The organism is Streptomyces sp. NPDC005878, from assembly GCF_040629815.1.
GTDB lineage: Bacteria > Actinomycetota > Actinomycetes > Streptomycetales > Streptomycetaceae > Streptomyces.
In genome coordinates, this window is record NZ_JBEXWK010000002.1 from 278,958 (window position 1) to 303,650 (window position 24,693).

General features: G+C 73.6%; 22 protein-coding genes. 17 read left to right on the forward strand and 5 right to left on the reverse strand.

Annotation, left to right across the window (positions count from 1 at the left end):
* The first annotated feature begins 18 nt into the window (after window positions 1-18).
* Complete coding sequence (locus ABZ404_RS05240) at window positions 19-1,296, forward strand: cytochrome P450 (RefSeq protein ID WP_358833412.1); 1,278 nt, start codon at window positions 19-21, stop codon at window positions 1,294-1,296.
* Here the strand turns inward: ABZ404_RS05240 and ABZ404_RS05245 are convergent.
* Window positions 1,262-1,993, reverse strand: a complete 732-nt coding sequence (locus ABZ404_RS05245; protein WP_358833411.1) for a hypothetical protein — start codon at window positions 1,991-1,993, stop codon at window positions 1,262-1,264. The two genes, ABZ404_RS05240 and ABZ404_RS05245, sit on opposite strands and share 35 nt — an antisense overlap.
* A gap of 104 nt (window positions 1,994-2,097) precedes the next feature.
* Here ABZ404_RS05245 and ggt point away from each other — a divergent pair, with 104 nt between their 5' ends.
* Both ggt and ABZ404_RS05255 read left to right on the forward strand, forming a co-directional pair.
* The gene (ggt, locus tag ABZ404_RS05250) at window positions 2,098-3,894 is read left to right on the forward strand and encodes a gamma-glutamyltransferase (RefSeq protein WP_358833410.1); all 1,797 of its coding nucleotides are present in this window, start codon (window positions 2,098-2,100) and stop codon (window positions 3,892-3,894) included.
* Between the two features lie 166 nt (window positions 3,895-4,060).
* Entirely contained in the window at window positions 4,061-4,768 is a 708-nt protein-coding gene (locus tag ABZ404_RS05255) for a glycoside hydrolase family 75 protein (protein ID WP_358833409.1), read from the forward strand.
* A 57-nt stretch (window positions 4,769-4,825) separates the two neighbouring features.
* Here ABZ404_RS05255 and ABZ404_RS05260 read toward each other — a convergent pair whose 3' ends face one another.
* The 3 genes from ABZ404_RS05260 to ABZ404_RS05270 form a co-directional block, all read right to left on the reverse strand.
* On the reverse strand, window positions 4,826-5,479 hold the full coding sequence (locus ABZ404_RS05260) for a DUF4360 domain-containing protein (protein WP_358833417.1): 654 nt from the start codon (window positions 5,477-5,479) through the stop codon (window positions 4,826-4,828).
* A 205-nt stretch (window positions 5,480-5,684) separates the two neighbouring features.
* The gene (gene map, locus ABZ404_RS05265; protein ID WP_358833408.1) at window positions 5,685-6,452 is read right to left on the reverse strand and encodes a type I methionyl aminopeptidase; all 768 of its coding nucleotides are present in this window, start codon (window positions 6,450-6,452) and stop codon (window positions 5,685-5,687) included.
* Between the two features lie 72 nt (window positions 6,453-6,524).
* Window positions 6,525-7,694: a thiolase family protein gene (locus ABZ404_RS05270; RefSeq protein ID WP_358833407.1), complete on the reverse strand. Its 1,170-nt coding sequence runs from the start codon at window positions 7,692-7,694 to the stop codon at window positions 6,525-6,527.
* Between the two features lie 179 nt (window positions 7,695-7,873).
* Between ABZ404_RS05270 and ABZ404_RS05275 the strand changes: the two genes are divergently transcribed.
* The 8 genes from ABZ404_RS05275 to ABZ404_RS05310 all read left to right on the forward strand — a co-directional run bounded on the left by ABZ404_RS05275 (window position 7,874) and on the right by ABZ404_RS05310 (window position 15,944).
* Window positions 7,874-8,341 carry a helix-turn-helix domain-containing protein gene (locus tag ABZ404_RS05275; protein WP_358833406.1) on the forward strand — a complete coding sequence of 156 codons (468 nt, stop codon included), beginning with the start codon at window positions 7,874-7,876 and terminating at the stop codon, window positions 8,339-8,341.
* A gap of 139 nt (window positions 8,342-8,480) precedes the next feature.
* Window positions 8,481-8,732, forward strand: coding sequence for a helix-turn-helix transcriptional regulator (locus tag ABZ404_RS05280; protein ID WP_358833405.1), 252 nt, complete (start codon window positions 8,481-8,483; stop codon window positions 8,730-8,732).
* Between the two features lie 499 nt (window positions 8,733-9,231).
* On the forward strand, window positions 9,232-10,581 hold the full coding sequence (locus ABZ404_RS05285; protein WP_358833404.1) for a hypothetical protein: 1,350 nt from the start codon (window positions 9,232-9,234) through the stop codon (window positions 10,579-10,581).
* Between the two features lie 46 nt (window positions 10,582-10,627).
* Entirely contained in the window at window positions 10,628-11,146 is a 519-nt protein-coding gene (locus ABZ404_RS05290) for a haloacid dehalogenase-like hydrolase (RefSeq protein WP_358833403.1), read from the forward strand.
* A gap of 118 nt (window positions 11,147-11,264) precedes the next feature.
* Window positions 11,265-12,107: a nitrilase-related carbon-nitrogen hydrolase gene (locus ABZ404_RS05295; protein ID WP_358833402.1), complete on the forward strand. Its 843-nt coding sequence runs from the start codon at window positions 11,265-11,267 to the stop codon at window positions 12,105-12,107.
* Window positions 12,104-13,384: an aspartate aminotransferase family protein gene (locus ABZ404_RS05300; RefSeq protein WP_358833401.1), complete on the forward strand. Its 1,281-nt coding sequence runs from the start codon at window positions 12,104-12,106 to the stop codon at window positions 13,382-13,384. The genes ABZ404_RS05295 and ABZ404_RS05300 overlap by 4 nt, the downstream gene beginning before the upstream one ends.
* 138 nt (window positions 13,385-13,522) lie before the next feature.
* Window positions 13,523-14,926 (forward strand): dihydropyrimidinase, encoded by a 1,404-nt coding sequence (gene hydA / locus ABZ404_RS05305; RefSeq protein WP_358833400.1) that lies wholly within the window; start codon window positions 13,523-13,525, stop codon window positions 14,924-14,926.
* 19 nt (window positions 14,927-14,945) lie between these two features.
* Window positions 14,946-15,944, forward strand: a complete 999-nt coding sequence (locus tag ABZ404_RS05310; protein WP_358833399.1) for a TIGR03842 family LLM class F420-dependent oxidoreductase — start codon at window positions 14,946-14,948, stop codon at window positions 15,942-15,944.
* A gap of 88 nt (window positions 15,945-16,032) precedes the next feature.
* Here ABZ404_RS05310 and ABZ404_RS05315 read toward each other — a convergent pair whose 3' ends face one another.
* The gene (locus ABZ404_RS05315) at window positions 16,033-17,088 is read right to left on the reverse strand and encodes a lipoate--protein ligase family protein (RefSeq protein WP_358833398.1); all 1,056 of its coding nucleotides are present in this window, start codon (window positions 17,086-17,088) and stop codon (window positions 16,033-16,035) included.
* Window positions 17,089-17,172: 84 nt separating this feature from the next.
* On the opposite strand from ABZ404_RS05315, the gene ABZ404_RS05320 reads away from it, so the two are divergent.
* From ABZ404_RS05320 to ABZ404_RS05345, 6 genes are all read left to right on the forward strand, one after another.
* Complete coding sequence (locus ABZ404_RS05320; protein WP_358833397.1) at window positions 17,173-18,969, forward strand: gamma-glutamyltransferase; 1,797 nt, start codon at window positions 17,173-17,175, stop codon at window positions 18,967-18,969.
* Between the two features lie 123 nt (window positions 18,970-19,092).
* A complete protein-coding gene (locus ABZ404_RS05325; protein ID WP_358833396.1) occupies window positions 19,093-19,929 on the forward strand; it encodes an inositol monophosphatase family protein in 837 nt (278 codons plus the stop codon).
* Between the two features lie 135 nt (window positions 19,930-20,064).
* Entirely contained in the window at window positions 20,065-21,489 is a 1,425-nt protein-coding gene (locus ABZ404_RS05330; RefSeq protein ID WP_358833395.1) for an NAD(P)/FAD-dependent oxidoreductase, read from the forward strand.
* Complete coding sequence (locus ABZ404_RS05335; protein WP_358833394.1) at window positions 21,486-22,025, forward strand: O-acetyl-ADP-ribose deacetylase; 540 nt, start codon at window positions 21,486-21,488, stop codon at window positions 22,023-22,025. Before ABZ404_RS05330 ends, ABZ404_RS05335 begins: the two co-directional genes overlap by 4 nt.
* A 681-nt stretch (window positions 22,026-22,706) precedes the next feature.
* Entirely contained in the window at window positions 22,707-24,191 is a 1,485-nt protein-coding gene (locus ABZ404_RS05340) for an AlkA N-terminal domain-containing protein (protein ID WP_358833416.1), read from the forward strand.
* Complete coding sequence (locus ABZ404_RS05345; protein ID WP_358833393.1) at window positions 24,188-24,685, forward strand: methylated-DNA--[protein]-cysteine S-methyltransferase; 498 nt, start codon at window positions 24,188-24,190, stop codon at window positions 24,683-24,685. Before ABZ404_RS05340 ends, ABZ404_RS05345 begins: the two co-directional genes overlap by 4 nt.
* Window positions 24,686-24,693 lie beyond the last annotated feature (8 nt).

Below are 24,693 nucleotides of genomic sequence, written 5' to 3' on the forward strand. Positions count from 1 at the left end.
CGGCGCCACCGTGGTGCGATGAGTGATCTGCCGGACGTCTTCGACCCGCGCCGGTACGCCGCCGGGCCACCCCACGACGACTACCGGGAGCTGCGCGAGAGGCACCCGGTGGCCTGGCAGGAGGAGTACGAGGTCCTCGGCTGGCCCGCCGGCCCCGGCTTCTGGGCGGTCACCCGCCACGCCGACGTGGTGCGCGTCCTGAAGGACCCGGCCGGCTACTCCTCCGCGCTCGGCGCCACCCAGATCCGCGACCCCGACCCCGAGGACCTGCCGTTCATCCGGCGCATGATGCTCAACCAGGACCCCGCGCCCGGCTCCCCACCGGCGCCCGGCCGCGGCGACCACCACGACCACGGCAGGCTGCGCCGCCTGGTGAGCCGCGCCTTCACCCCGGGCCGCGTCGACCGGTTCGCGGCGGTGGTACGGGACCGGGCGCGCACCCTGCTCGGCGCGGCCCGCGACGGCGCCGAGGGCGGCGTGGTCGACCTGGTCACCGAGGTCACCGACGACTACGCGCTGCTCAACCTCGCGGACCTGCTCGGGGTGCCCGGAAGCGACCGCGGGCTGCTGCTGGAATGGACCGAGCGCGTCATCGGCTACCAGGACCCCGACGAACCCCCGGTGCCCGGCCCCGACGGACGGCCGGTCAATCCCCGCTCGCCCGCGATGCTGCGCGAGATGTTCGCTTACGCCCAGGAGCTCGCCGCGTACAAGCGGCGCGTGCCGGCCGACGACGTGATGACCGCGCTCGCCCACGGCGAACTGACCGACGCCGAACTGGAGATGTTCTTCTTCCTGCTGACGGTCGCGGGCAACGACACCGTACGGGCGGCAGCCCCCGGCGGCTTCCTGGCGCTGGCCGAGCACCCGGCGGCCCAACGCGCCCTGCGCACGGGCGCTGCGGCCGTGGACGAAGCCGTCGAGGAGCTGCTGCGGTGGCATCCGCCGGTGCTCACCTTCCGCCGTACCGCTGTACGGGACACGGTGCTGGCGGGGCAGCGGGTGCGGGCTGGCGAGAAGGTGGTGGTCTTCCACGCCTCGGCCAACCACGACGAGCGCGTCTTCGCCGACCCCCACCGCCTGGACCTCACCCGCGCCCCCAACCCGCACGTCTCCTTCGGTGACGGCCCGCACGTCTGCCTCGGCGCGCACTTCGCCCGCCTCCAGCTGCGGGTGCTGCACGAGGAGGTGCTGCGGCTGCTGCCCGTCCACACGCTCGCCGGGCCGCCGCGCAGGCTGGTGTCGAACTTCGTCAACGGGATCAAGTCGCTGCCGCTGGAGCTGTCGGGGCCGTGAGGGCGGCGCGCGTGACGTCCGCGACGACCTCCACCACGTCCGGGCCGTAGGCGAGGGAGTTGACGACCTTCAGGAGCAGGCAGAACGTGCCGGTGCCGTGCTTGCGGGCCAGTTTCTCGTGGTTGCGGGCGAGATAGCGGGTGGCCGCCTGGTTGGTGATGGCGCGCTGCCCGCAGAAGAGGAAGACGGGCCGCTGCCCCTGGCCGGCGGTGACCCGCGCGAGTATGACGTACTCGGTCACCCCGCCCTCCACCCGGTACTGCTCGCCGCCGATGGTGAACGCGCCCCGCTCCGGGACGGGTTCGCTGTCCACGTTCATCGTGACGCCCGGCAGCAGAGCGGACAGGTGCGCGGCCATCCGGCGGTTGGAGTAGGGGCCGCCCACGCAGAACTCGGTGCGTACGCCGAAGCCCTGCTGGGTCGCGTCGTGCTGGACGATCCGGGCGTGCGCTCCGCAGTCCTTGATGAGCGAGGCGAGTTCGAGGAGCGCGAACACGTCGAACCGGTGCACCGCACCCTCCGCGCCCGCGTCCCGGTTGACGACGAGCAGGCACTCGGAGTGCGTCGGCAGCCCGAAGAAGTCCTGCTGGCGACGGAGCCGCCGCTTCCAGAGATAGGTCCGGGTGAGCCAGCCCAGGGCGGCGCTGATGCCCGCGGCCACCACACCCAGCACGATGTTGCGTACGTCGTCGTTCATGGGCGCGCATGCTAGCGGCCACGCGGCGCGGTGTTCGAGAGGGTCCTGACGCGACGGCGGGAGCGGCGTTACGCTGCGCGGACATTCGCACCCAGGAGGTACGCATGCGTCGCTCCGCCGTCCGCAGTCTCTCGTTACTGGCCGTCGCCGCGGCCGTGGCGACCTCGGTCGCGGCCGCCCCACCGGCAACCGCCCACCCGCCCGTCAAGACACCCGAGGCGGTGGGGTACGGCGGCGCCGTCGCCAGCGTCGACGTGGACGCCTCCGCCGCCGGCATCGACGTGCTCAGACACGGCGGGAACGCGGTGGACGCCGCCGTCGCCACGGCCGCCGCCCTCGGCGTCACCGAGCCGTACTCCTCGGGCATCGGCGGCGGCGGGTACTTCGTCTACTACGACGCCCGGTCCCGCACCGTGCACACCATCGACGGCCGCGAGACCGCGCCCCGCTCGGCCACCCCGTCCCTGTTCCTGGAGAACGGCAAACCCCTGCCGTTCCCGGACGCGGTGACCAGCGGGCTCAGCGTCGGCACCCCCGGCACCCCGGCCACCTGGGACGCGGCCCTGGACGCCTGGGGCTCCAAGCCGCTGAGCAAGCTCCTGCGGCCCGCCGAGCGGCTCGCCCGCGAGGGCTTCACCGTCGACGAGACCTTCCGCCAGCAGACCGCCGACAACCAGGCGCGGTTCGCCGACTTCCCCGACACCGCGAAGCTGTTCCTGCCCGGCGGCCGGCTCCCGGTGGTCGGCTCGACGCTGAAGAACCCCGACCTCGCCCGCACCTACGAGGAGCTGGGGCGCGCGGGCGCGGACGCCGTCTACCGCGGCGACCTGGGCCGCGACATCGTCCGGACGGTCCGCAAGCCCCCCGTGGCGCCCGGCTCCGGCCGCAACGCGCGCCCCGGCGACCTCACCGCGAAGGACCTGCGGTCGTACGCCGTCAAGCACCAGGCCCCGACGAAGGTGGGCTACCGGGGCCTGGACGTCTACGGCATGGCGCCCTCGTCCTCGGGCGGCACCACGGTCGGGGAGGCGCTCAACATCCTGGAGCGCACCGACCTGTCGAAGGCGTCCGAGGCGCAGTATCTGCACCGCTACATCGAGGCGAGCCGGGTGGCGTTCGCGGACCGGGGCCGCTGGGTGGGCGACCCGGCCTTCGAGGACGTCCCCACCAAGGGGCTGCTCTCGCAGCGGTTCGCGGATGCGCGGGCCTGTCTGATCAGTGACACCAAGGCGCTGACCAGCCCGCTCGCGCCCGGCGACCCGCGCCACCCGGCGCCGTGCGCCACCTCCGGCCAGGCCTCGCCCACCACGTACGAGGGGGAGAACACCACGCATCTGACGGTGGCCGACAAGTGGGGCAACATCGTCTCGTACACGCTCACCATCGAGCAGACCGGCGGCAGCGGCATCACGGTGCCGGGCCGGGGCTTCCTGCTCAACAACGAGCTGACGGACTTCTCGTTCGCCCCGGCGAGCCCGGCCGTCCACGACCCGAACCTGCCGGGACCCGGCAAGCGGCCGCGCTCCTCGATGTCCCCGACGATCGTGCTCGACGGGCACGGCCGCCCGGTGATGGCGCTCGGCTCGCCGGGCGGCGCGACCATCATCACCACGGTGCTCCAGTCGCTCGTCGGACACCTGGACCGGGGTCTGCCGCTGGTCGACGCCATCGCCGCACCGCGCGCCAGCCAGCGCAACGCGGCGAAGACGGAGCTGGAGCCCGAGCTCTACAACAGCCCGCTGCGGGCCCGGCTGGAGGCGCTGGGGCAGGCGTTCTCGCTCAACCCGATGATCGGCGCGGCCACCGGTGTGGAACGGCTCGACGACGGCCGCTGGGTGGCGGCGGCCGAGAAGGTCCGGCGCGGCGGCGGCTCCGCGATGGTGGTGCGCCCGGCCGGGTGACACCGCGTCAGAACCCGTCCGCCGGGCGGGTGAAGCGGGCGCGGCCCTCGTCCTCCACGGGACGGGGGCCGCGTTTCATTTTATGTGACCGGCGTTGACGCGCCCATGTAAACGGCTCGCTGTGTTCGCGTCAGGCAAGGAAGCTCTCCTACAGAAGGGTCCCCACGTGCGTACGCGAACGCTCGCCCTCGCCGCCGCCTCCGGCGCGGCCCTGCTCGCCACCGCGGCCCTGCCCGCCACCGCCTCGACCGCGACCCGCCCGGCCGGCGCGCCCACCCGTACCGACGAGGACCCGGTGAGCGCGGCCGACCTGCTCGCCAAGGTGACGTCCTGCTCGCAGATCTCCCGCGGCAAGTACCGGACCGACCGCGAGACCTCCGCGACGGTCCCGGTCTGCGGCAAGAACGGCGCGGTCTTCTGGAAGGCCGATCTCGACATCGACTGCGACGGCCAGACCACCGCCGCCTGCAACCCCGGCACCGACCCCTGGTTCCGGGGCGAGACCGCCTACCGCCAGTCCGACGGCAGACCGCTGAACGCGGAGAAACTGCCGTACGTCGTCGTGCCGGCCTCCAGCTCGATCTGGAACCACGCCTCCGCGGGGACGGGGGGCGGGGGTCTGGCCGCCGTCATCTACCGCGACAGGGTCGAGTACGCGGTGGTCGGCGACACCGGCCCCTCCAGGATCATCGGCGAGGCGTCCTACGCCACCGCCAAGGCGCTCGGGATGAACCCCGACCCCGTCTCCGGGGGCGCCGAGTCCGGCGTGACGTACATCCTCTTCAGGAACTCGCGGGTCGAGCCGATCGAGAGCCACAGTGCGGCGGTCTCGCTCGGCGACGAGCTGGCCCGGCGGTTCATCGCAGCCAACTGACGCGGTGGGCCGTCCGCCCCGCGGCGGGCGGCCCCGTGCGTACCGCTTCGCCGGGCGCTACTTCGGCGGGCACACCTTCCACGAGAAGTGGTAGGTGGTCGTGATGCTCGCGTCGGTGGAGTCCATCGTGATGAAGCTGGTGGTGTTGACCGTGTCGGAGGTGCCGGCCCCGGCCCGCAGCTCGGTGTTGATGTTCAGATAGCGCTCCTCCCCGCAGGGCTTGTAGACGAGGGCGGCGACGTCGGTGGTGTCGTTGGTCTGCCAGTCGTCGGCGAACGGCCCCTTGAACGGGTGCGTGATATAGGCCGTCTGCGACATGCCCTGGAAGTAGTAGTTGGCCCGCTCCTGCGCGGTGGCGCCCTTCTCCAGGTGGGCGAAGCCCCGGTAGTCGGCCGAGGCGACCGCGTAGGTGAAGCCCTGCGGGACGTGGACGTTCAGCGCGAGCTGGCAGTTCTTTCTGAGGTCGGTCGGCTGGGCACCCTTGCCGACCTGGGCCAGGTAGGCGCTGTACGTGACGGTGAACGCGGTGTTGTCGGGGGAGACCGCGACGGCCGCGGTGCCCGCGGGGCAGCCCGAACCGTTGACGGTCACCAGGTCGATCACGATCTTGTCGGGCGGCGGGGTGCCCCAGCCGGGGGTGTGGCCGGAGGTGCTGAGCGGGGCGGCCAGCAGGACGGCCGATGCGCCGCCGATGGCCAGTGCGTTGAACATGACGCTCCCTTCGGTCATGTCGCCAGCCCGGACTCCTGTGGGGGGGTTGGCGGGTCCATGACAGCAGAACGTGACGTTCCGGGACAGGTACGGACCAGCCACGGTGCGCCGTGGGCGGGGCGGATTCCGTGGCCTGTTCCGGGCGTCCGCTTCCGGCCGCCGACGGGCGGGGCGGGGGTGACCCGTGGTCCGCTCCGTGGTCCGCTCAGAGGCGCGTGAGGACGCGGGGGCCCTTCTCCGTCACCGCCACCGTGTGCTCCGCGTGGGCCGCCCGGGTGCCGGTCACCGTCCGCAGGGTCCAGCCGTCGGGCGCCGGAAAATAGTCGTCCGTGCCGTCCGCGATCAGCATCGGCTCGATCGCGAGCACCATGCCGTGCCGCAGGGTCATGCCCCGGCCCGGGCGCCCCTCGTTGGGCACGCCCGGGTCCTCGTGCATGTGGCGGCCGATGCCGTGGCCGCCGAAGCCGTCCGGGATGCCGTAGCCGGCGCTCCGGCACACCGTGCCGATCGCGTGCGCGATGTCCCCGATGCGGTTGCCGACGACCGCCGCGGCGATCCCCGCCTCCAGTGCCTCGTACGCCGTGGAGATCAGCCGGACGTCCTCGGTCCGCGACCGGCCGACCGTGAAGCTGATCGCCGAGTCCCCGGCCCAGCCGTCCAGGACCGCCCCGAAGTCGACGCTGACCAGGTCGCCGTCGCGCAGCCGGTAGCCGTCCGGGATGCCGTGCACGATCGCGTCGTTGACGGACACGCAGGCGACCGCGGGGAACGGGACCGGCGCGAACTCGGGGTGGTAGCCGAGGAAGGGCGAGGAGGCGCCCTCCGCCCGCAGTACCTCGTGGGCCGCCGTGTCGAGGTCCCGCAGGCTGACGCCCACCTCCGCCGCGTCCCGGGCGGCGGCGAGCGCCCGGGCCACCACCCGCCCGGCCTCGCGCATCGCGTCCATCTGTGCGTCCGTCTTGATCGTCACCATTCCAATTACTATACCGGTCGGGGGGAGCGCGTCACCGGTCCCTCCGCACGCTCGGCGGGGGCTGGGTCGGCGTCAGAGCGCTTCCAGGACCGTGGCGTTGGCGAGTCCTCCCGCCTCGCACATGGTCTGGAGGGCGTAGCGCGCTCCGCGCCGGCGCATCGCGTGCACCAGCGTCGTCATCAGCCGGGTGCCGCTGGCGCCCAGCGGGTGGCCGAGCGCGATCGCGCCGCCGTGCACGTTGACCTTCGCGAGATCGGCGCCGGTCTCCTGCTGCCAGGCGAGCACCACGCTGGCGAAGGCCTCGTTGACCTCGAAGAGGTCGATGTCGGCGAGGCCGAGGCCCGCCCTGCGCAGCACCTTCTCGGTGGCCGGGATGACACCCGTGAGCATCAGCACGGGGTCCGAGCCGGTCACCGCGAAGCTGTGCAGCCGGGCGAGCGGGCGCAGCCCGAGCCGCGCGGCGGTCTCGCTGGAGGTGATCAGTACGGCCGAGGCGCCGTCGTTGGTGGGGCTGCTGTTGCCCGCCGTCACCGACCAGTCGATCTGCGGGAAGCGCTCGGCGAAGTGCGGGTCCGCGAACGACGGCTTCAGCCCGGCCAGGATCTCCGGGGTCGTCGCGGGGCGCACCGACTCGTCCCGGGTCAGCCCGGCGATCGGCGCGGTCTCGGCGTCGAACAGCCCGGCGTCCCAGGCCGCGGCCGCCTTCCGGTGCGAGGCGGTGGCGAACTCGTCCATCGCCTGCCGCCCGATCGACCACTTCGCGGCGATCAGCTCGGCGCTGATGCCCTGCGGGACGAGGCCCTCGGGGAAGCGGGCGGCGACCCCGGGTCCGAACGGGTCCGCGCCCGCGGGCACGTTGGACCACATCGGCACCCGGCTCATCGATTCCACCCCGCACGCCACGACCAGGTCGTACGCCCCCGACAGCACCCCCTGGGCGGCGAAGTGGACCGCCTGCTGCGAGGAGCCGCACTGACGGTCCACGGTGGTGGCGGGGACGCTGTCCGGGAACCCGGCGGAGAGCCAGGCGTACCGGGTGGTGTTCATGACCTGCTCGCCGACCTGGTCGACGGTGCCGCCGATCACATCGTCGACCAGCGCCGGGTCGACTCCGCTGCGCTCGACGAGGGCGCGCAGGGTGTGGGCGAGCAGTTCGACGGGGTGCGTCTGCGAGAGCGCCCCGCCCGGCTTCCCCTTTCCTATCGGGGTACGGACAGCTTCCACGATCACGGCGTCACGCATCGCGTGCTCCTCGGTGTGTTCGGTGTGTTCGGTGTGCTCGGTTTGCTGGTTTGCTCGGGTGCTGCTCGGGTGCTGCTCGGGCCACTCGCTACCCACGAGTAGGTTGGAAAACTGGATTCACTGTAGCTCTGTGGGTTGGAAAATCCAATGCACTGCTGTTCCTGGCTTACCGTGGAGCCATGACGACATCGCAGAAGAACTCCCGGCCCTGCTCGATCGCCGACGCGCTCGGGGTCGTGGGGGAGAAGTACGCGCTGCTCGTCCTGCGCGAGGTCTTCTTCGGCGTGCACCGCTTCGACGCGATCGCCCGCAACGTGGGTGCCCCGCGCGACATCCTCACCGCCCGGCTGCGCAGGCTCGTGGACGCGGGGGTCCTGGAGAAGGTGCTCTACAACGAGCGGCCCGCGCGGTACGAGTACCGGGCCACCGAGGCCGGGCAGGAGCTGCGGCCGGTGCTGCTGACGCTGATGCGGTGGGGCGACCGGCACCTCGCGGACGTACCGCCCACGGTGTGGCAGCACACCTGCGGGGCCGACCTGGACCCGATGATCGCGTGCCGGTCCTGCGGCGAGGAGGTCCGTCGGCGCGATGTGACGCCGCGGTTCCAGGTGGAGGGGTGGGGGGCGGAGGGGGTTGTGGGGGGTTGAGTCCGGGGTGGCCGGTCGGGGCCGGTGGTTCCGGGGTGCCCGTGCCTGGTCCGTCCCCGGTCCGTGCCCGGCCCGTCCCGCGTCCGCTCCCGGTCCGTCCCCGGTCTGTTTCGGTCGGTGTCGGACTAGACTCGGGCCCATGGTTCGCACCCCTCTCACCCCCGAAGAGCGCGAGCGCGGCGAACGGCTGGGCAAGTTGCTGCGGGCCGCGCGGGGCGGGCGCAGCATGAGCGAGGTCGCCGCGGCGGCCGGGCTCTCCGCGGAGACCCTCCGGAAGATCGAGACCGGCCGGGCGCCGACGCCGGCGTTCTTCACCGTGGCCGCGCTGGCGGGCGTGCTGGGGCTTTCGCTCGACGAGGTCGCGGGGAGTTGCAGTCTGCTGCCTGCGTGAGGGCTGTGCGGGGCGTGGTGGGCCGCGCGGGGCGGCCTTGTTTTCGGGTGCGGGTCGGTGGGTGGTTGCTCGCGCAGTTCCCCGCGCCCCTGGTGGGGCCGGCCTTGTTGTTTGACCGCGGGTGGTCTTGGGTTGCTCGCGCAGTTCCCCGCGCCCCTGGTGGGGCTGGGCTGGTGGTGTGAGTGCGGGTGGTCTTTGGGCTGCTCGCGTAGTTCCTCGCGCCCCTGGGGTCCGCGTCCGGCCGGGGCGGCTGACCTGGTCGTCGCCCGGGGGAGCGGGGCTTGCGGGGGCGCGCTGTGGGGGCGTGCGTCTTTTGGGATCACCTCGCTGTTCGGCGCGCGGCCATACCCCGGTAGCGCGGCGAAGACCTCCGCGTAACACCGGCGCAATACGGCGGGTATCGAATGCCCGAGGGCCGTGGGGGTTCAGTCGGCGGTTGGGGGGCGGCGCGATGACGGGCAATCAACTCCCTGTTGATGTAGGGGCGTTCGTACGGTACATGGGTCGGGTGGCGGCCCTTCTCGACCGGTCCGGGGGCTGGTACGCCGTCTTCCGGCAGCGCGACCCCGACTCGCTGGCAGCCTGCTTCGACGGCAGCGCGATCCCGCCGTGGGACGTGGTCGCCTCGCTGCTCCAGGACCTCGTGCCGACCCACGGCCCGGAAGCGGTGGCTCGCGAGACGGTACGGGCACGGGCCCTGCACACCGCGGCCGCGACGGCGTACGACACCCGCCCGGGCGGGCGCGAGGCCCTGCGCGAACAGCTGGCCGTGGTGCTGCGCGCCCAGGCGCACGCGGCGGAGCGCCTGCCGGGCGCCGCCCGGGACGAGTCGGCCTGGATCCAGGACGACCTGGCCCGGGCCACTGCCCGCTGTGCCGAACTGCGGGCCCGTATCGCCGCGTTGGGGCCGGAGGTGCCGAGGGGTTGGTTCGGCGAGCGGGCGGTGGCCCGGCCCAGGGGCGGGGCGTCCCCGGCGGCCGCCGACGCGCCCCACACCCCGCTGGCGCCAGCGGCCCCGGTGACCGCCCGCGCGCCTCAAGCCCCGGTAGCCCCCCGGGCCGCGGCGGTCCCGAGCGTTCCCGACCCGGACGTTCACGCGCCCCCGCCCCGGCCCGTCGCTCGGCGCGTCTCGCGCGGGGCCCGGTTCGCCGGGCTGGAGACCGGTGAGGCGGAGGCCGAGGGCGGTGGGCCGTTACTGCCGTCCGTCGCCGCCGCGCCCACCGGCGCCCGGTTCGGCGGCGGTCGGCAGCCCCGCAGACAGCCCGAGCACGCGCGCGGCCAGGACGAGCCGCGGCAGGAGCGGGCGGACGAGCGCGACCGGCGGCGCACGGTCCGCGAGGCCGTCGTCAAGCTCGTACGGCTGCGGGCCCGGGGCCGTACCGGCGAGGCGCACGCCGTGCTGTGCGACGCGGCGTCCGGCGCTGCCGACCTGCTGCCGCTGTTCGCGGGCGAGCTCCACCGCGCGGGCCTCGGCGCCGACTGGGCCACCCTGCTCTGGGAGGCGGCCTCGCTGCCGCCCGACCGGCTCGCCGCCGCGGCCGCCGCCCTCGCCGCGGCCGGGCAGGACGAGGACTGCCACCGGCTGCTGCGCCAGGGCGTGAGCCGGCCCGCCGAGCAGCTCGCGCACGCGGTGCTCGCGCTGGACGACGCCGGGCGCGAGCGCGAGGCGGACGCGCTGCTGGACGCCTTCGTCCGGGTCCGTACGCCTCAGGACGCGGCGCACTTGGCCGCGCACGCCCCGGCGCGCCTCGGCCCCCGGCTGCTGGCCGCCGCCCGCGCGGTCTCCGAGGGCCGCAGACGGGACCTCGTGCACGCGTTCCGCGTGGCCAAAATGGCAACAGAACGTTGAAATCCATGGATTGGGAGCAGGGTGCGGGTGGGCAGGTTCCCGGGCAATGGACAACGACGCCCAGGTATCCCCGTTCCGCTCCCGCGCGCCCCGGCCGCACGACCGGCGCGCCGCCGCGTTCTTCGACGTCGAGGGCACGCTCCTGGCCCTGCCCGAGCTGCCCCCGGGCGGCCCCGGACCGCCGCTCGGCCGCCTCTGGCACGCGCCGGTCCTCGCCGCCCTGCACGACCACACCGCCCGGGGCCACCTGGTGGTCCTGGTGACGCCGTCGCCCGCCGGGGCCGTCGCGCCCGTCGCCCGCGAACTGGGCGCGGACGCGGTGCTCTGCGCCCGGCCGCACGCCCCGATGTCCGGCCAGGGCAAGGGGTACGCGGCCCGCGCCCTGCTGCGCGCACGCGCCCTGCTCGCCGCCGACTGCTACGCCTACGCCGACGAGGCGGCCGATCTGCCGCTGCTCGCCGAGGTGGGCCACCCGGTGGTCGTCGGGGACGACCCGGTGCTGCTGAGGCACGCCCGGCGGGGCGGCTGGGGGCGGCTGCCCGGCCCCGTACCGAGGGAAATGTGATCGACTTCGTGGCGTGACGGCGATGGTCTTGCCACGGTGCGTGACGGGCTTTACGGTCTCTCCACACGCAATCTACGCGTGTCGACGCCTGGCTGACGGCTCGTCTAAGGAGCAGCTCATGGCCACTGTTGTCCGCGCCGCCCTGGTCCAGGCCAGTTGGACCGGCGATACCGAATCCATGATCGCCAAACACGAGGAACACGCCCGCGAGGCCGCCCGGCGGGGCGCGAAGATCATCGGATTCCAGGAGGTCTTCAACGCCCCGTACTTCTGCCAGGTGCAGGAACCCGAGCACTACCAGTGGGCCGAGCCGGTGCCCGACGGGCCGACCGTCCAGCGGATGCGCGAGCTCGCCCGGGAGACCGGGATGGTGATCGTCGTCCCGGTCTTCGAGATCGAGGACTCGGGCTTCTACTACAACACCGCGGCCGTGATCGACGCCGACGGCAGCTACCTCGGCAAGTACCGCAAGCACCACATCCCCCAGGTGAAGGGGTTCTGGGAGAAGTACTACTTCAAACCGGGCAACCTGGGATGGCCGGTCTTCGACACCGCCGTGGGCAAGGTCGGCGTCTACATCTGCTACGACCGCCACTTCCCCGAGGGCTGGCGCCAGTTGGGCCTCAACGGCGCCCAGCTCGTCTACAACCCCTCCGCCACCTCGCGCGGACTCTCGGCCCATCTCTGGCAGCTGGAACAGCCCGCGTCGGCGGTCGCCAACGAGTACTTCGTCGCCGCGATCAACCGCGTCGGCCGCGAGGAGTACGGCGACAACGACTTCTACGGCACCAGCTACTTCGTGGACCCGCGCGGCCAGTTCGTCGGGGAGACCGCGAGCGACAAGGAGGAGGAACTCCTCGTCAGGGACCTCGACTTCGGCCTCATCGACGAGGTGCGCCGGCAGTGGGCGTTCTACCGCGACCGGCGGCCCGACGCCTACGACGGGCTGGTGAAGCCGTGACCTCGCTCTTCGACCGCCACCGCGCGGTGCTGCCCGAATGGCTCGCCCTCTACTACCGGCACCCGATCGAGCTCACCCACGGCGAGGGCCGGTACGTCTGGGACTCCGCGGGCAACCGCTACCTCGACTTCTTCGGCGGCATCCTCACCACGATGACCGCGCACGCCCTGCCCGAGGTCACCAAGGCCGTCTCCGAGCAGGCCGGCCGGATCATCCACTCCTCGACGCTCTACCTCAACCGCCCGATGGTCGAGCTCGCCGAGCGGATCGCCCAGCTCTCCGGTATCCCGGACGCCCGGGTCTTCTTCACCACCTCCGGCACCGAGGCCAACGACACCGCGCTGCTGCTCGCCACCGCCCACCGCGGCTCCAACCAGATCCTGGCGATGCGCAACAGCTACCACGGCCGCTCCTTCAGCGCGGTCGGCATCACCGGCAACCACTCCTGGTCACCGACGAGCCTGTCCCCCCTGCAGACGCTGTACGTCCACGGCGGAGTGCGCACCCGCGGCCCCTACGCGGAGTTGAGCGACCGCCAGTTCATCAACGCCTGTGTGGCCGACCTCGAAGACCTCCTCGGCCACACGCGCGAGGTCGCCGCGCTCATCGCCGAGCCGATCCAGGGCGTCGGCGGCTTCACCTCGCCCCCCGACGGGCTGTACGCCGCCTTCCGGGAGGTCCTCGACCGGCACGGCATCCTGTGGATCAGCGACGAGGTGCAGACCGGCTGGGGCCGGACCGGTGAGCACTTCTGGGGCTGGCAGGCGCACGCCCAGAACGGCCCGCCCGACATCCTCACCTTCGCCAAGGGCATCGGCAACGGCATGTCGATCGGCGGGGTGGTCGCGAGCGCCCGGATCATGAACTGCCTGGACGCCAACTCCATCTCGACCTTCGGCGGCTCCCCGGTCACCATGGCGGCCGGCCTCGCCAACCTGTCGTACCTGCTCGAACACGATCTCCAGGGCAACGCCCGCCGCGTCGGCGGACTGCTCATCGAGCGGCTGCGGGCCGTCGCCGCCCAGCTCCCCCTCGTACGCGAGGTGCGCGGCCGGGGTCTGATGGCGGGCATCGAGCTGGTGAAGCCGGGCACCGACGAGGCCCACCCGGAGGCCGCGGCGGCGGTCCTGGAGGCGGCCCGCGAGGGCGGTCTGCTCATCGGCAAGGGCGGCGGCCACAACACGAGCGTGCTGCGGGTCGCCCCGCCGCTGTCCCTGACGGTCGCGGAGGCGGAGGAGGGCGCGGCGATCCTGGAACAGGCGCTGCGCGGCGTGTAGCCGCCGCGCCCCACCGGGGGCACGCGGCCGTGACATCAGCGGCTCCGCCGCGCGCGACCGGCCACGGACGCCCCACGGCCGAGCAACCGCGCCCCGCGAGCGGAGCGCGTCGTACGTGTACGAAAGGGAGCACCACCCATGAGTACCCGCACACTCATCCGCGGCGGCCTGGTGATCACCGCCGCCGACGAGATCCACGCCGACGTCCTCATCGAGGACGGCCGCATCGCCGCCCTGGCCGCCCACGGGTCCAGCGCGGCACAGAGCTGGAGCGCCGAGCGGACGATCGACGCGACGGACAGGTACGTCATCCCGGGCGGCGTCGACGCCCACACCCACATGGAGCTCCCCTTCGGCGGGACCTTCGCCTCCGACACCTTCGAGACCGGGACCCGGGCCGCCGCCTGGGGCGGCACCACCACCATCGTGGACTTCGCCGTGCAGTCGCCGGGCCACGCCCTGCGCGAGGGCCTGGACGCCTGGTACGCCAAGGCCGACGGGCAGTGCGCCATCGACTACGCCTTCCACATGATCCTCTCCGATGTGAACGAGCACTCGCTCAAGGAGATGGACCTCCTGGTGGAGGAGGGCATCACCTCCTTCAAGCTGTTCATGGCCTACCCGGGCGTCTTCTACAGCGACGACGGCCAGATCCTGCGCGCGATGCAGCGCTCCGCCTCCAACGGCGGGCTGATCATGATGCACGCCGAGAACGGCATCGCCATCGACGTCCTCGTCGAGCAGGCGCTCGCCGCAGGCCGCACCGACCCGCGCTACCACGGCGAGGTGCGCCGCGCCCTGCTCGAAGCCGAGGCCACGCACCGCGCCATCCAGCTGGCCCGGGTCGCGGGGGCGCCGCTGTACGTGGTGCACGTGTCGGCCGAGGAGGCGGTGGCGGAGCTGGCCGCCGCCCGGGACAAGGGGCTGCCGGTCTTCGGCGAGACCTGTCCGCAGTACCTGTTCCTGTCCACCGACAACCTGGCCGAGCCCGGCTTCGAGGGCGCCAAGTACGTCTGCTCGACGCCGCTGCGGCCCAGGGAGCACCAGGCCGCGCTCTGGCGGGGGCTGCGCACCAACGACCTCCAGGTGGTCTCCACCGACCACTGCCCGTTCTGCTTCGTGGGGCAGAAGGAGCTCGGCCGGGGCGACTTCTCCAAGATCCCCAACGGGCTGCCGGGCGTGGAGAACCGGATGGACCTGCTCCACCAGGCCGTACTCGACGGCAACCTCTCCCGGCGGCGCTGGATCGAGATCGCCTGCGCCAGTCCCGCGCGGATGTTCGGGCTCTACCCGAAGAAGGGCACCATCGCGCCGGGCGCCGACGCCGACGTCGTCATCTACGACCCGCACGCCGAGCAGACCCTCTCCGCCGAGACCCACCACATGAACGTGGACTACTCGGCGTACGAGGGCCGGCGGATCACCGGCCGCGTCGAGACGGTCCTCTCGCGCGGCGAACTCGTCCTGCACGAACGCCGGTTCACCGGACGGGCCGGACACGGCGTCTACACCCCGCGGGCCACCACCCAGTACCTCGGCTAGCCACCTGGAGCAGCACCCCATGGACTTCGGACTCGTCCTGCAGACCGACCCGCCCGCCTCGACCGTCGTCGGCCTGATGCGCCGCGCCGAACGCAACGGCTTCCGCTACGGCTGGACCTTCGACTCGGCGGTGCTCTGGCAGGAGCCGTTCGTCATCTACAGCCGCATCCTGGAGCACACACGGCAGCTGCGCGTCGGCCCGATGGTGACCAACCCCGGCACCAGGACCTGGGAGGTCACCGCCTCCACCTTCGCCACCCTCAACGAGATGTACGGAAACCGCACCGTCTGCGGCATCGGCCGCGGCGACTCCGCGATGCGCGTCGCCGGCCGCAAGCCCAACACCCTGGCGCGCCTGGGCGAGGCCATCGACGTCATCCGCGACCTCGCCGAGGGCCGGGAGGCCGAGGTCGACGGCCAGTCGCTGAAGCTGCCCTGGGTGAGGGACGGCCGGCTGCCCGTCTGGATGGCGGCGTACGGTCCGAAGGCGCTGGCGCTGGCCGGACAGAAGGCCGACGGCTTCATCCTCCAGCTCGCGGACCCGTTCCTGACGGAGTGGATGGTCAAGGCGGTCCGCACGGCCGCCGTGGAGGCCGGACGCGACCCCGCCGCCGTGACCATCTGCGTGGCCGCCCCCGCGTACGTCGGCGACGACCTCGCCCACGCCCGCGAGCAGTGCCGCTGGTTCGGCGGCATGGTCGGCAACCACGTGGCGGACCTGGTGTCGCGCTACGGCGAACACTCCGGCCTGGTGCCGGACGCGCTCACCGACTACATCAAGGCCCGTCAGGGCTACGATTACAGCCACCACGGCCGCACCGACAACCCGGACACGGCGTTCGTCCCCGACGAGATCGTCGACCGCTTCTGCCTGCTGGGCCCCGTGGAGGCCCACATCGAGAAACTGAAGGCGCTACGGGCCCTGGGCGTCGACCAGTTCGCGGTGTACGCGATGCACGACGCGCGGGAGGCGGTCATCGACGCGTATGGGGAGCGGGTGATTCCGGCGCTGAGCTGAGGGGCCCGGGCCCCCGTCCGTCGCGGGGGCCGGGACGCCACCGGCCCGTGCGGGGCCGGGACAGCTGACCGGGGTTGACGCGGGGAGCCTAGGGCACCCGTGTCGTCCACTCCTCGCTGGAGAACTTCGTCCGCGCCAGCTCGTGGGCGCGGGACAGCTCCTCGTCCGTCACCCGGCCCTCGGCCAGGCCGTACCGCCCCCGGAACGAGGCGATCATCCGCTCGATGACCGCCTCGCGGGGCAGGCCCGTCTGGCGGCGCAGCGGGTCGACGCGCTTCTTCGCGCTCTTGGTGCCCTTGTCCGAGAGCTTCTCGCGGCCGATGCGCAGCACGTCGAGCATCTTGTCGGCGTCGATGTCGTACGCCATCGTCACGTGGTGCAGCACCGCGCCGCCGTCCGCGACCACCCGCTTCTGCGCGGCGCCCGCGATCTTTCCGGCGTCCGTGGCGATGTCGTTCAGGGGCTGGTACCAGGCCTTCACCCCCAGGTCGCCGAGCGCCTCCAGGACCCAGTCGTCCAGGTAGGCGTACGAGTCCGCGAAGGAGAGCCCGGAGACCAGGGCGTCGGGGACCGAGAGCGAGTACGTGATCGTGTTGCCCGGTTCGATGAACATCGCGCCCCCGCCCGAGACCCGGCGCACCACCGTGATGCCGTGCCGCTCGGCCCCTTCGGGGTCGACCTCGTTGCGCAGGGACTGGAAGCTGCCGATGACGACCGCCGGAGCGCCCCACTCCCACACCCGCAGCGTCGGCGGGCGGCGGCCGGCCGCGACCTCGGCGGTGATCACCTCGTCGAGCGCCATGTGCAGGGCGGGGGACTGCGGGCCGTCGTGGATCAGCTGCCAGTCGTAGTCCGTCCAGTCCGTCGCGTGCGCCAGCGCCCGGCGGACCGCGACCCCGACGCCCTCCGACGTCAGGCCGTACATCGTCGTGTCCGGGGGCAGCGCCGCGTCGATCCGGGTCGCGAGGCCCGCCGCGTCCGTGTCCGCCGGGGCGCCCTCCAGCGCGCCGTTGATCGCCTCGATCGCCTCGTCGGGCTCCAGGAAGAAGTCGCCCGCGACCCGCACGCCGCGCAGGACCCCGTCCTCCACGTCCAGGTCCACCACCACGAGCTTGCCGCCGGGGACCTTGTACTCACCGTGCACCGCTGCTCCTCCATCCGTTCCGAGCCAGATCAACGTTACGGGCGGCCTCTGACATTCCGGCACGGGCCCGTCTAGCCTGCGAGGGTGTTCACCACCCGGCCCACCCTCCAGGGCACCTTCGGCATGGTGTCCTCCACCCACTGGCTCGCCTCGCAGAGCGCCATGGCCGTCCTGGAGGACGGCGGGAACGCCTTCGACGCCGCCGTCGCCGCGGGCTTCGTCCTCCAGGTCGTCGAGCCGCACCTCAACGGCCCGGCGGGCGAGGTGCCGATCCTGCTCGCTCCCGCCGGCAGCCCGGTACGCGTGCTCTGCGGCCAGGGCACCGCGCCCGCCGGGGCCACCGCCGCGCACTACCGCGCGCTCGGCCTGGACCTGGTGCCCGGCACCGGACCGCTGGCCGCCGCCGTCCCCGGGGCCTTCGACGCCTGGATGCTCCTGCTGCGCGACCACGGCACCAAGCCGCTCGCCGACGTACTGAAGTACGCCATCGAATACGCGGAGCACGGCCATCCGCCCGTGGAGCGGATTGGGCAGAGCGTGGAGAGCGTGCGCGCGCTCTTCGAGAACGAGTGGCCGTCCTCGGCCGAGGTGTATCTGCCGGGCGGCCGTTCCCCGCGCCCCGGAAGGCTGCTGCGCAACCCGGCCCTCGCGCGCACCTGGCGCCGTCTCCTGGCGGAGTCGGCCCCCACGCGCGCGTCCGCGACCGGGGACGCGCGCGTGCGCCGGATAGAGGCGGCCCGGCGGATCTGGCGCGAGGGGTTCGTCGCCCGGGCACTCGTCGCCCAGGCCCGCCGCCCCACCCTGGACACCAGCGGCGAACGCCACACCGCCACGCTGACGGAGGCCGACCTCGCCGGATGGTCCGCGACGTACGAGGACCCGGTGACGTACGACTGGAACGGCTGGACCCTCTGCAAGCCCGGCGCCTGGAGCCAGGGCCCGGCCCTCCTCCAGCAACTGGCGCTGCTGCCCGGGGAATTGCCGCCGTACGGCACCGCCGAGTACGTCCACCTGCTCGTCGAGGGGTGCAAGCTCGCCATGGCCGACCGGGAGGCCTGGTACGGGGACGCGCGCCGGGTGCCCACGGACGAGCTGCTCTCGGACGGCTACAACGCGGCCCGCCGCGCGCTCGTCGGCGAGACCGCCTCGTACGAGCTGCGGCCCGGCAGCCCCGGCGGACGCCCGCCCCGGATCGCCCGCGACGCCCTGCGCGCGCGGGAGCCCGCGCCCCGCGCGGCGGGCTCGGGCGAGCCCACCGTGGGCCCGGACGGCGCCACCCGGGGCGACACCTGCCACCTGGACGTGGTCGACCGCTGGGGGAACATGGTCGCCGCGACCCCCAGCGGCGGCTGGCTCCAGTCCAACCCGGTCGTCCCCGAACTCGGCTTCCCGCTCGGCACCCGGTTGCAGATGGCCTGGCTGGAGGAGGGGCTGCCGAACACCCTGACACCGGGCCGCCGCCCCCGTACGACGCTGTCACCCACCCTGGCGCTGCGCGACGGCGTACCCGTGCTGGCGTTCGGCACCCCCGGCGGGGACCAGCAGGACCAGTGGCAGCTCCACTTCTTCCTCGCCCTCGCCCTCGGCGCCGGCGAGCGCGGCGGCCCCGGCCTCCAGGGCGCGATCGACGCGCCGAACTGGCACAACGACTCCTTTCCGAGCTCCTTCCACCCCCGGGACACCCGGCACGGCAGCGTCACCGTCGAGGCGCGCTTCCCCGAGGACGTGGTGGCGGGGCTGCGGCGGCGCGGGCACCGGGTCACGGTCGGCGGCGCCTGGTCCGAGGGGCGGCTGTGCGCGGTCGCCCGCGACCCGGAGAGCACGGTCCTGTCCGCCGCCGCGAACCCGCGCGGGATGCAGGGGTACGCGGTCGGACGGTGACCCGGCGGTGATCCGGCGCGGGGGCGGCCGGGACCCCCGCGGCGCCCGGCGACGTCACCTCGATGACGCCCGGGGGCGGGGCCGTGTTCGCCGGTTGTCAGTGGGGCGTGTTTTGCTGGACGCATGATCGAAGGGTTGCTCGCAGAGTTTCTGGAAGACCGGTCGTCCGACGTCGAAGAGGCGGTCCGCAAGGCGGCGGCCGTCGAGATCATGCCGCGCTTCCGCCAGCTCGCCGCGCACGAGGTGCTGGAGAAGAGCGGTCCGCACGACCTGGTGACGGTCGCCGACCGGCGCGCCGAGGAGTTCCTCACCGAGGCCCTGCCCGCACTGCTGCCCGGATCGGTCGTCGTCGGCGAGGAGGCCGTCGCGGCCGACCCGTCGTCGTACGACGCGCTGGGCGGTGACGCACCGGTGTGGATCGTCGACCCCGTCGACGGGACCCGGCAGTTCGTGCGCGGCGAGGAGGGTTTCTGCACCCTGGTGGCGCTCGCGCACCGGGGCGAGGTGCTGGCCTCGTGGACGTACGGGGCGGCGCTCGACCTCATGGCGGTCGCGGTCCGCGGCCGGGGCGCCACCGTCAACGGCGAGGCGATACGGTCCGGGGCGCCCGCGCCCGGCGCGGTGATCGACATCGCCACCTCCCACCCCGACTACACGACAAAGGACCAGAAGCGCGCGCTGCTCGGCCTGCGCACCGAAGGCGTCCGCCCGCGCCCCTGCGGCTCGGCCGGGCTCGAATACCTGGCGGTCGCGCGCGGCGAGCTGGACGCGGTCGCGTTCTCCTGGGAGCTCGCCTGGGACCACGCGGCGGGCCTGCTCCTGGTGGCCGAGGCCGGCGGCGCGCACACCACGCTGACGGGACAGCCGTACCGGATAACCGGGGGCAACGCGCTGCCGTTCACGGCCGCCCGGGACGCGGCGACGGCCGAGCGGGTGCGGAGACTGCTGGCGGGGGAGTGAGCGGGCGCCGGGTCCTCCCGGACACCGCCGTCGCCCGGCCCGCGTCCCGGCCGGGACCGCACCCACCCCGGACCGGGGCGCCGCCGGACCGGAATATGCTGGGTGCCTTGGCCACAAGGGCGTGAGGAGTCCAAGGTGCCGTCGATGCTCGATGCCGTCGTCGTGGGGGCGGGGCCCAATGGACTGACCGCCGCGGTCGAACTGGCCAGGCGCGGCCTGTCCGTCGAGGTCTTCGAGGCCAAGGACACCATCGGGGGCGGTGCCAGGACCGAGGAGCTCACCCTTCCCGGCTTCCGCCACGACCCGTGCTCCGCCGTGCACCCGCTGGGCATCGGCTCCCCGGCCTTCCGCGGGATGCCGCTCGACCGGTACGGGCTGGAGTGGCTGCACCCTGAACTGCCCATGGCGCACCCGTTCGACGACGGCACCGCGGCTGTGCTCGCCCGCTCGGTCTCCGAGACCGCCGCGTCGTTCGGACCGCGCGACGCGGGCACGTACCGCCGCCTCGTCGCGCCCTATCTCGGGAAATGGGACGTCCTGGTCCGCGACTTCATGTCGCTGCCGCTGACCGCGCTGCCCCGCGATCCGGTCGGCCTCGCCCGCTTCGGCCTCGACGGACTCCCGCCCTACTCCTGGACGATGCGCCGCTTCCGGGACGACCGGGCGCGCGCGCTGCTGGCCGGGCTCGTCGGCCATGTCATCGCCCCGCTGAACGGGCTGGCGACCTCGGCGGTCGGCCTGGTCTTCGCGCTCGCCGCGCACGAGAACGGCTGGCCGCTGCCGCGCGGCGGCTCGCAGTCGATCGCGGACGCGCTCGCGGCGTACCTGCGCGACCTCGGCGGCTCGGTCCACACCGGCTTCGAGGTCAAGCGCCTCGACGACCTGCCGCCCGCGCGCGCGTACGTCTTCGACACCTCGCCCACCGCGCTCGCCCGGATCGCGGGGCTGGGACGGGCGTACGAGGGATACCGGTACGGCGCCGGGGTCTTCAAGATCGATTACGCGCTGGACGGACCCGTGCCGTGGACCGCGGCGGAGCCGCGCCGGGCCGGGACCGTGCAGATCGGACCGTCCAGCCGGGAGATCGGCGCCGCGCTGAGCGAGGCGTCCGGGGGCACCGCGCCCCGGACGCCGTTCCTCATCACCGCCCAGCCCAGCCTCGTCGACCCCTCGCGGGCGCCCGAGGGCAAGCACGTGTTCTGGGCGTACGGACATGTGCCGAACGGGTGGGACGGCGACCTCACGGACGCCGTCGAGCGGCAGATCGAGCGGTTCGCGCCGGGCTTCCGCGACCGCGTGCTCGCCCGGGCCACGGCGGGGCCGCCGCAGCTCGCCGCGCACAACGCGAACTACGTGGGCGGGGACATCGCGTGCGGGGCCGCGCGGGGGCTGCAACTGCTGCTGCGGCCCACGCTGTCGCTGTTCCCGTACGCGACGCGGCACCCGTCGGTGTTCCTGTGCTCCTCCGCCACGCCGCCCGGGCCGGGAGTCCACGGCATGTCCGGGCACAACGCGGCGAAGGCCGTGTGGCGGTCGCTGCGGAAGGCGGACAGGAAGTGACGGGCCCGGGCGCGGTGTCCCTCGTGCTGGTCCGGGGGGACATCACCGCACAGAGCGTCGACGCGATCGTGAACGCGGCGAACTCGTCGTTGCTGGGCGGGGGAGGGGTGGACGGGGCCATCCACCGGCGGGGCGGCCCCGAGATCCTCGCCGACTGCCGGCGGCTGCGGGCCTCCCACTACGGCAAGGGCCTCCCGACCGGCCGGGCCGTGGCCACGACGGCGGGGCGGCTGGACGCGCGGTGGGTGATCCACACGGTGGGGCCGGTGTGGCAGCGGGACGAGGACCGGTCCGAGCTGCTCGCCTCCTGCTACCGGGAATCGCTGAGGCTGGCCGGGGAGTTGGGAGCCAGGACCGTGGCGTTCCCGGCGATCTCCACGGGGGTGTACGGGTGGCCGCTGGAGGACGGGGCACGGGTGGCGGTGCGGGCCGTTCGGGAGGCGGTGGGGGCTGGCGGGGCCGGGGGTGTGGAGGAGGTGCGGTTCGTGCTGTTCGACGACGAGGCGTACCGGGTGTTCGAGGGGGCGCTGGGGTAGCGGTCCGGGGGCGGTCGCTCGTCTGCGACCCGGTGGTGGCGGTTCTGCCCGGGGTTCGTCTGCGGGCCGGTGGTGGGCCGGTCGCGCAGTTCCCCGCGCCCCTTTTTCGGCCGGGGTTCGTCTGCGGGTTGGGGTGGGTTGCTCGCGCAGTTCCCCGCGCCCCTGGGGGGTGGGGCGGGGTTGCGTTGGGGTTCGTCTGCGGGTCGGTGGGGGCTGGTCGCGCAGTTCCCCGCGCCCCTCAAGGCCCGGGCACCGGTCCCGGTTGCCCCCGGCCACACCGCCCAGGGGTGCGAAGACGACGACCCCGGCACCGGCCTCGGCTGCCCCCGCCCCCACCCCCCAGGGGCGCGGGGAACTGCGCGCTCAGCCCACCACTCACCCGCACATGAGCAACGAGGCTCACCCCCCACCCCCTAGGGGCGCGGGGAACTGCGCGCTCAGCCCACCACCCACCCGCACACGAGCAACCAGGCTCATCCCCACCCCCTAGGGGCGCGGGGAACTGCGCGAGCAACCCACCACCCACCCGCACACGAACAACCACCCCACCCCACCGCCCCCCCAACCTCCATGTCGGATTCCTGCCAGCAGCACCCCCACCCCGTAACCGATGCTGGACCCATGAATCCCGCTTCCGCCGCCGCCCAGGCGGCCCCGGCGGCCCCGGCGGCCCCCGCGGCCATGTACACCGATGCCGAGCGCTGCGTGCGGGCCGTCCAGTCCAAGGACGCCCGTTTCGACGGCTGGTTCTTCACCGCCGTTCTCACCACCCGTATCTACTGCCGCCCCAGCTGCCCCGTCGTGCCGCCGAAGGTCGAGAACATGACCTTCTATCCGAGCGCCGCCGCCTGCCAGCAGGCCGGGTTCCGGGCCTGCAAGCGATGCCGGCCGGACACCACGCCCGGCTCCCCGGAGTGGAACGCCCGGGCCGACTCCGTCGCCCGTGCCATGCGGCTGATCCGGGACGGCGTCGTCGACCGGGAGGGCGTGTCGGGGCTCGCCGCGCGGCTCGGGTACAGCGCCCGCCAGATCGAGCGCCAGCTGCGCGCCGAGCTCGGCGCCGGGCCGCTCGCCCTGGCCCGCGCCCAGCGCGCCCCAACCGCCCGGATCCTCATCGAGACGACCGCGCTCCCGATGGCCGACGTCGCCTTCGCGGCGGGCTTCGCCTCGGTGCGCACCTTCAACGACACCGTCCGCGAGGTCTTCGCGCTCGCCCCCACCGAGCTGCGCGCCCGCGCCGCGCGCGGCATCGCCAGCCGGGCGCCGGGCTCGATCGCGCTGCGGCTTCCGTACCGCGCCCCGCTCAACCCGGACAACCTCTTCGGCCACCTGGCGGCGACGGCGGTGCCCGGGGTGGAGGAGTGGCGGGGCGGCGCGTACCGCCGCACGCTGTCCCTCCCGTACGGGCACGGCATCGTCGAGCTCACCCCCGGCCCCGACCACATCGGCTGTCTGCTCTCGCTCACCGATCTGCGCGACCTCACCATCGCCATCAGCCGCTGCCGCTGGATGCTGGACCTCGACGCCGACCCGGTCGCCGTCGACGACCGGCTGCGCGCCGACCCGCTGCTCGCCCCGCTGGTCGACAAGGCCCCCGGACGCCGGGTGCCGCGTACGGTCGACGTGGCGGAGTTCGCCGTACGGGCGGTGCTCGGCCAGCAGGTCTCCACCGCCGCCGCCCGCACCCACGCGGCCCGGCTGGTGGCCGCGCACGGCGAGCCGGTCGAGGACCCGGGCGGCGGGCTGACCCATCTGTTCCCCACTCCGCGGGCGCTGGCCGGTCTCGACCCGGAGTCCCTCGCCCTGCCGCGCAGCCGCCGTACCACCCTGACCACGCTGGTGGCGGGCCTGGCCGACGGCAGCCTCGCGCTGGGCGTCGACACCGACTGGGACCGGGCCCGGGCCCAGCTCCTGGAGCTGCCGGGATTCGGCCCCTGGACCGTCGAGGTGATCGCGATGCGGGCGCTCGGCGACCCGGACGCCTTCCTCCCGTCCGACCTCGGGGTGCGCCGCGCGGCCCGCTCGCTCGGCCTGCCGTCCTCGCCCGCCGCGCTCACCGCGAGCGCCGCGGCCTGGCGCCCCTGGCGGGCCTACGCCGTCCAGTACCTCTGGGCGACCGACGACCACCCCATCAACCACCTCCCCGTATATGGACGTTCACGATGACCACCACCCACACCGTCACCGACAGCCCGTACGGGCCGCTCACCCTCGTCGCCGAGGACGGCGTCCTCAGCCGCCTGTACATGGAGAACCAGCGCCACCGCCCGCCCCAGGAGACCTTCGGCGAGCCCGACGGCGGCGGGCCGTTCCCCGAGGTGATCCGCCAGCTCGACGCGTACTTCGCGGGCGAGCTCACCGCCTTCGACCTGGAACTCGATCTGCGCGGCACCGACTTCCAGCGCGCGGTGTGGGACCAGCTGCGCCGCATCCCGTACGGCGAGACGCGCAGTTACGGCCAACTCGCCCTGGCGCTCGGCAAACCCGGCGCCTGTCGCGCCGTGGGCCTGGCCAACGGCAAGAACCCGGTGGGCATCATCGTCCCCTGCCACCGCGTGATCGGCTCCGGCGGCGGTCTGACGGGGTACGGCGGCGGCCTCGACCGCAAGCAGCGGCTGCTCGCCTTCGAGAAGGGGGCGCCGGAGGACGCCCTCTTCTGAGGGCTCGT

What these genes read in the sequence shown, in the direction of transcription:
- ABZ404_RS05240 (WP_358833412.1), top strand. Translation starts at nt 19, where the DNA reads ATGAGTGATCTGCCGGACGTCTTCGACCCGCGCCGGTACGCCGCCGGG.
- ABZ404_RS05245 (WP_358833411.1), bottom strand. Translation starts at nt 1,993, where the DNA reads ATGAACGACGACGTACGCAACATCGTGCTGGGTGTGGTGGCCGCGGGC.
- ggt (WP_358833410.1), top strand. Translation starts at nt 2,098, where the DNA reads ATGCGTCGCTCCGCCGTCCGCAGTCTCTCGTTACTGGCCGTCGCCGCG.
- ABZ404_RS05260 (WP_358833417.1), bottom strand. Translation starts at nt 5,479, where the DNA reads ATGTTCAACGCACTGGCCATCGGCGGCGCATCGGCCGTCCTGCTGGCC.
- map (WP_358833408.1), bottom strand. Translation starts at nt 6,452, where the DNA reads ATGGTGACGATCAAGACGGACGCACAGATGGACGCGATGCGCGAGGCC.
- ABZ404_RS05270 (WP_358833407.1), bottom strand. Translation starts at nt 7,694, where the DNA reads ATGCGTGACGCCGTGATCGTGGAAGCTGTCCGTACCCCGATAGGAAAG.
- ABZ404_RS05275 (WP_358833406.1), top strand. Translation starts at nt 7,874, where the DNA reads ATGACGACATCGCAGAAGAACTCCCGGCCCTGCTCGATCGCCGACGCG.
- ABZ404_RS05280 (WP_358833405.1), top strand. Translation starts at nt 8,481, where the DNA reads ATGGTTCGCACCCCTCTCACCCCCGAAGAGCGCGAGCGCGGCGAACGG.
- ABZ404_RS05285 (WP_358833404.1), top strand. Translation starts at nt 9,232, where the DNA reads ATGGGTCGGGTGGCGGCCCTTCTCGACCGGTCCGGGGGCTGGTACGCC.
- ABZ404_RS05290 (WP_358833403.1), top strand. Translation starts at nt 10,628, where the DNA reads ATGGACAACGACGCCCAGGTATCCCCGTTCCGCTCCCGCGCGCCCCGG.
- ABZ404_RS05295 (WP_358833402.1), top strand. Translation starts at nt 11,265, where the DNA reads ATGGCCACTGTTGTCCGCGCCGCCCTGGTCCAGGCCAGTTGGACCGGC.
- hydA (WP_358833400.1), top strand. Translation starts at nt 13,523, where the DNA reads ATGAGTACCCGCACACTCATCCGCGGCGGCCTGGTGATCACCGCCGCC.
- ABZ404_RS05310 (WP_358833399.1), top strand. Translation starts at nt 14,946, where the DNA reads ATGGACTTCGGACTCGTCCTGCAGACCGACCCGCCCGCCTCGACCGTC.
- ABZ404_RS05325 (WP_358833396.1), top strand. Translation starts at nt 19,093, where the DNA reads ATGATCGAAGGGTTGCTCGCAGAGTTTCTGGAAGACCGGTCGTCCGAC.
- ABZ404_RS05340 (WP_358833416.1), top strand. Translation starts at nt 22,707, where the DNA reads ATGTACACCGATGCCGAGCGCTGCGTGCGGGCCGTCCAGTCCAAGGAC.
- ABZ404_RS05345 (WP_358833393.1), top strand. Translation starts at nt 24,188, where the DNA reads ATGACCACCACCCACACCGTCACCGACAGCCCGTACGGGCCGCTCACC.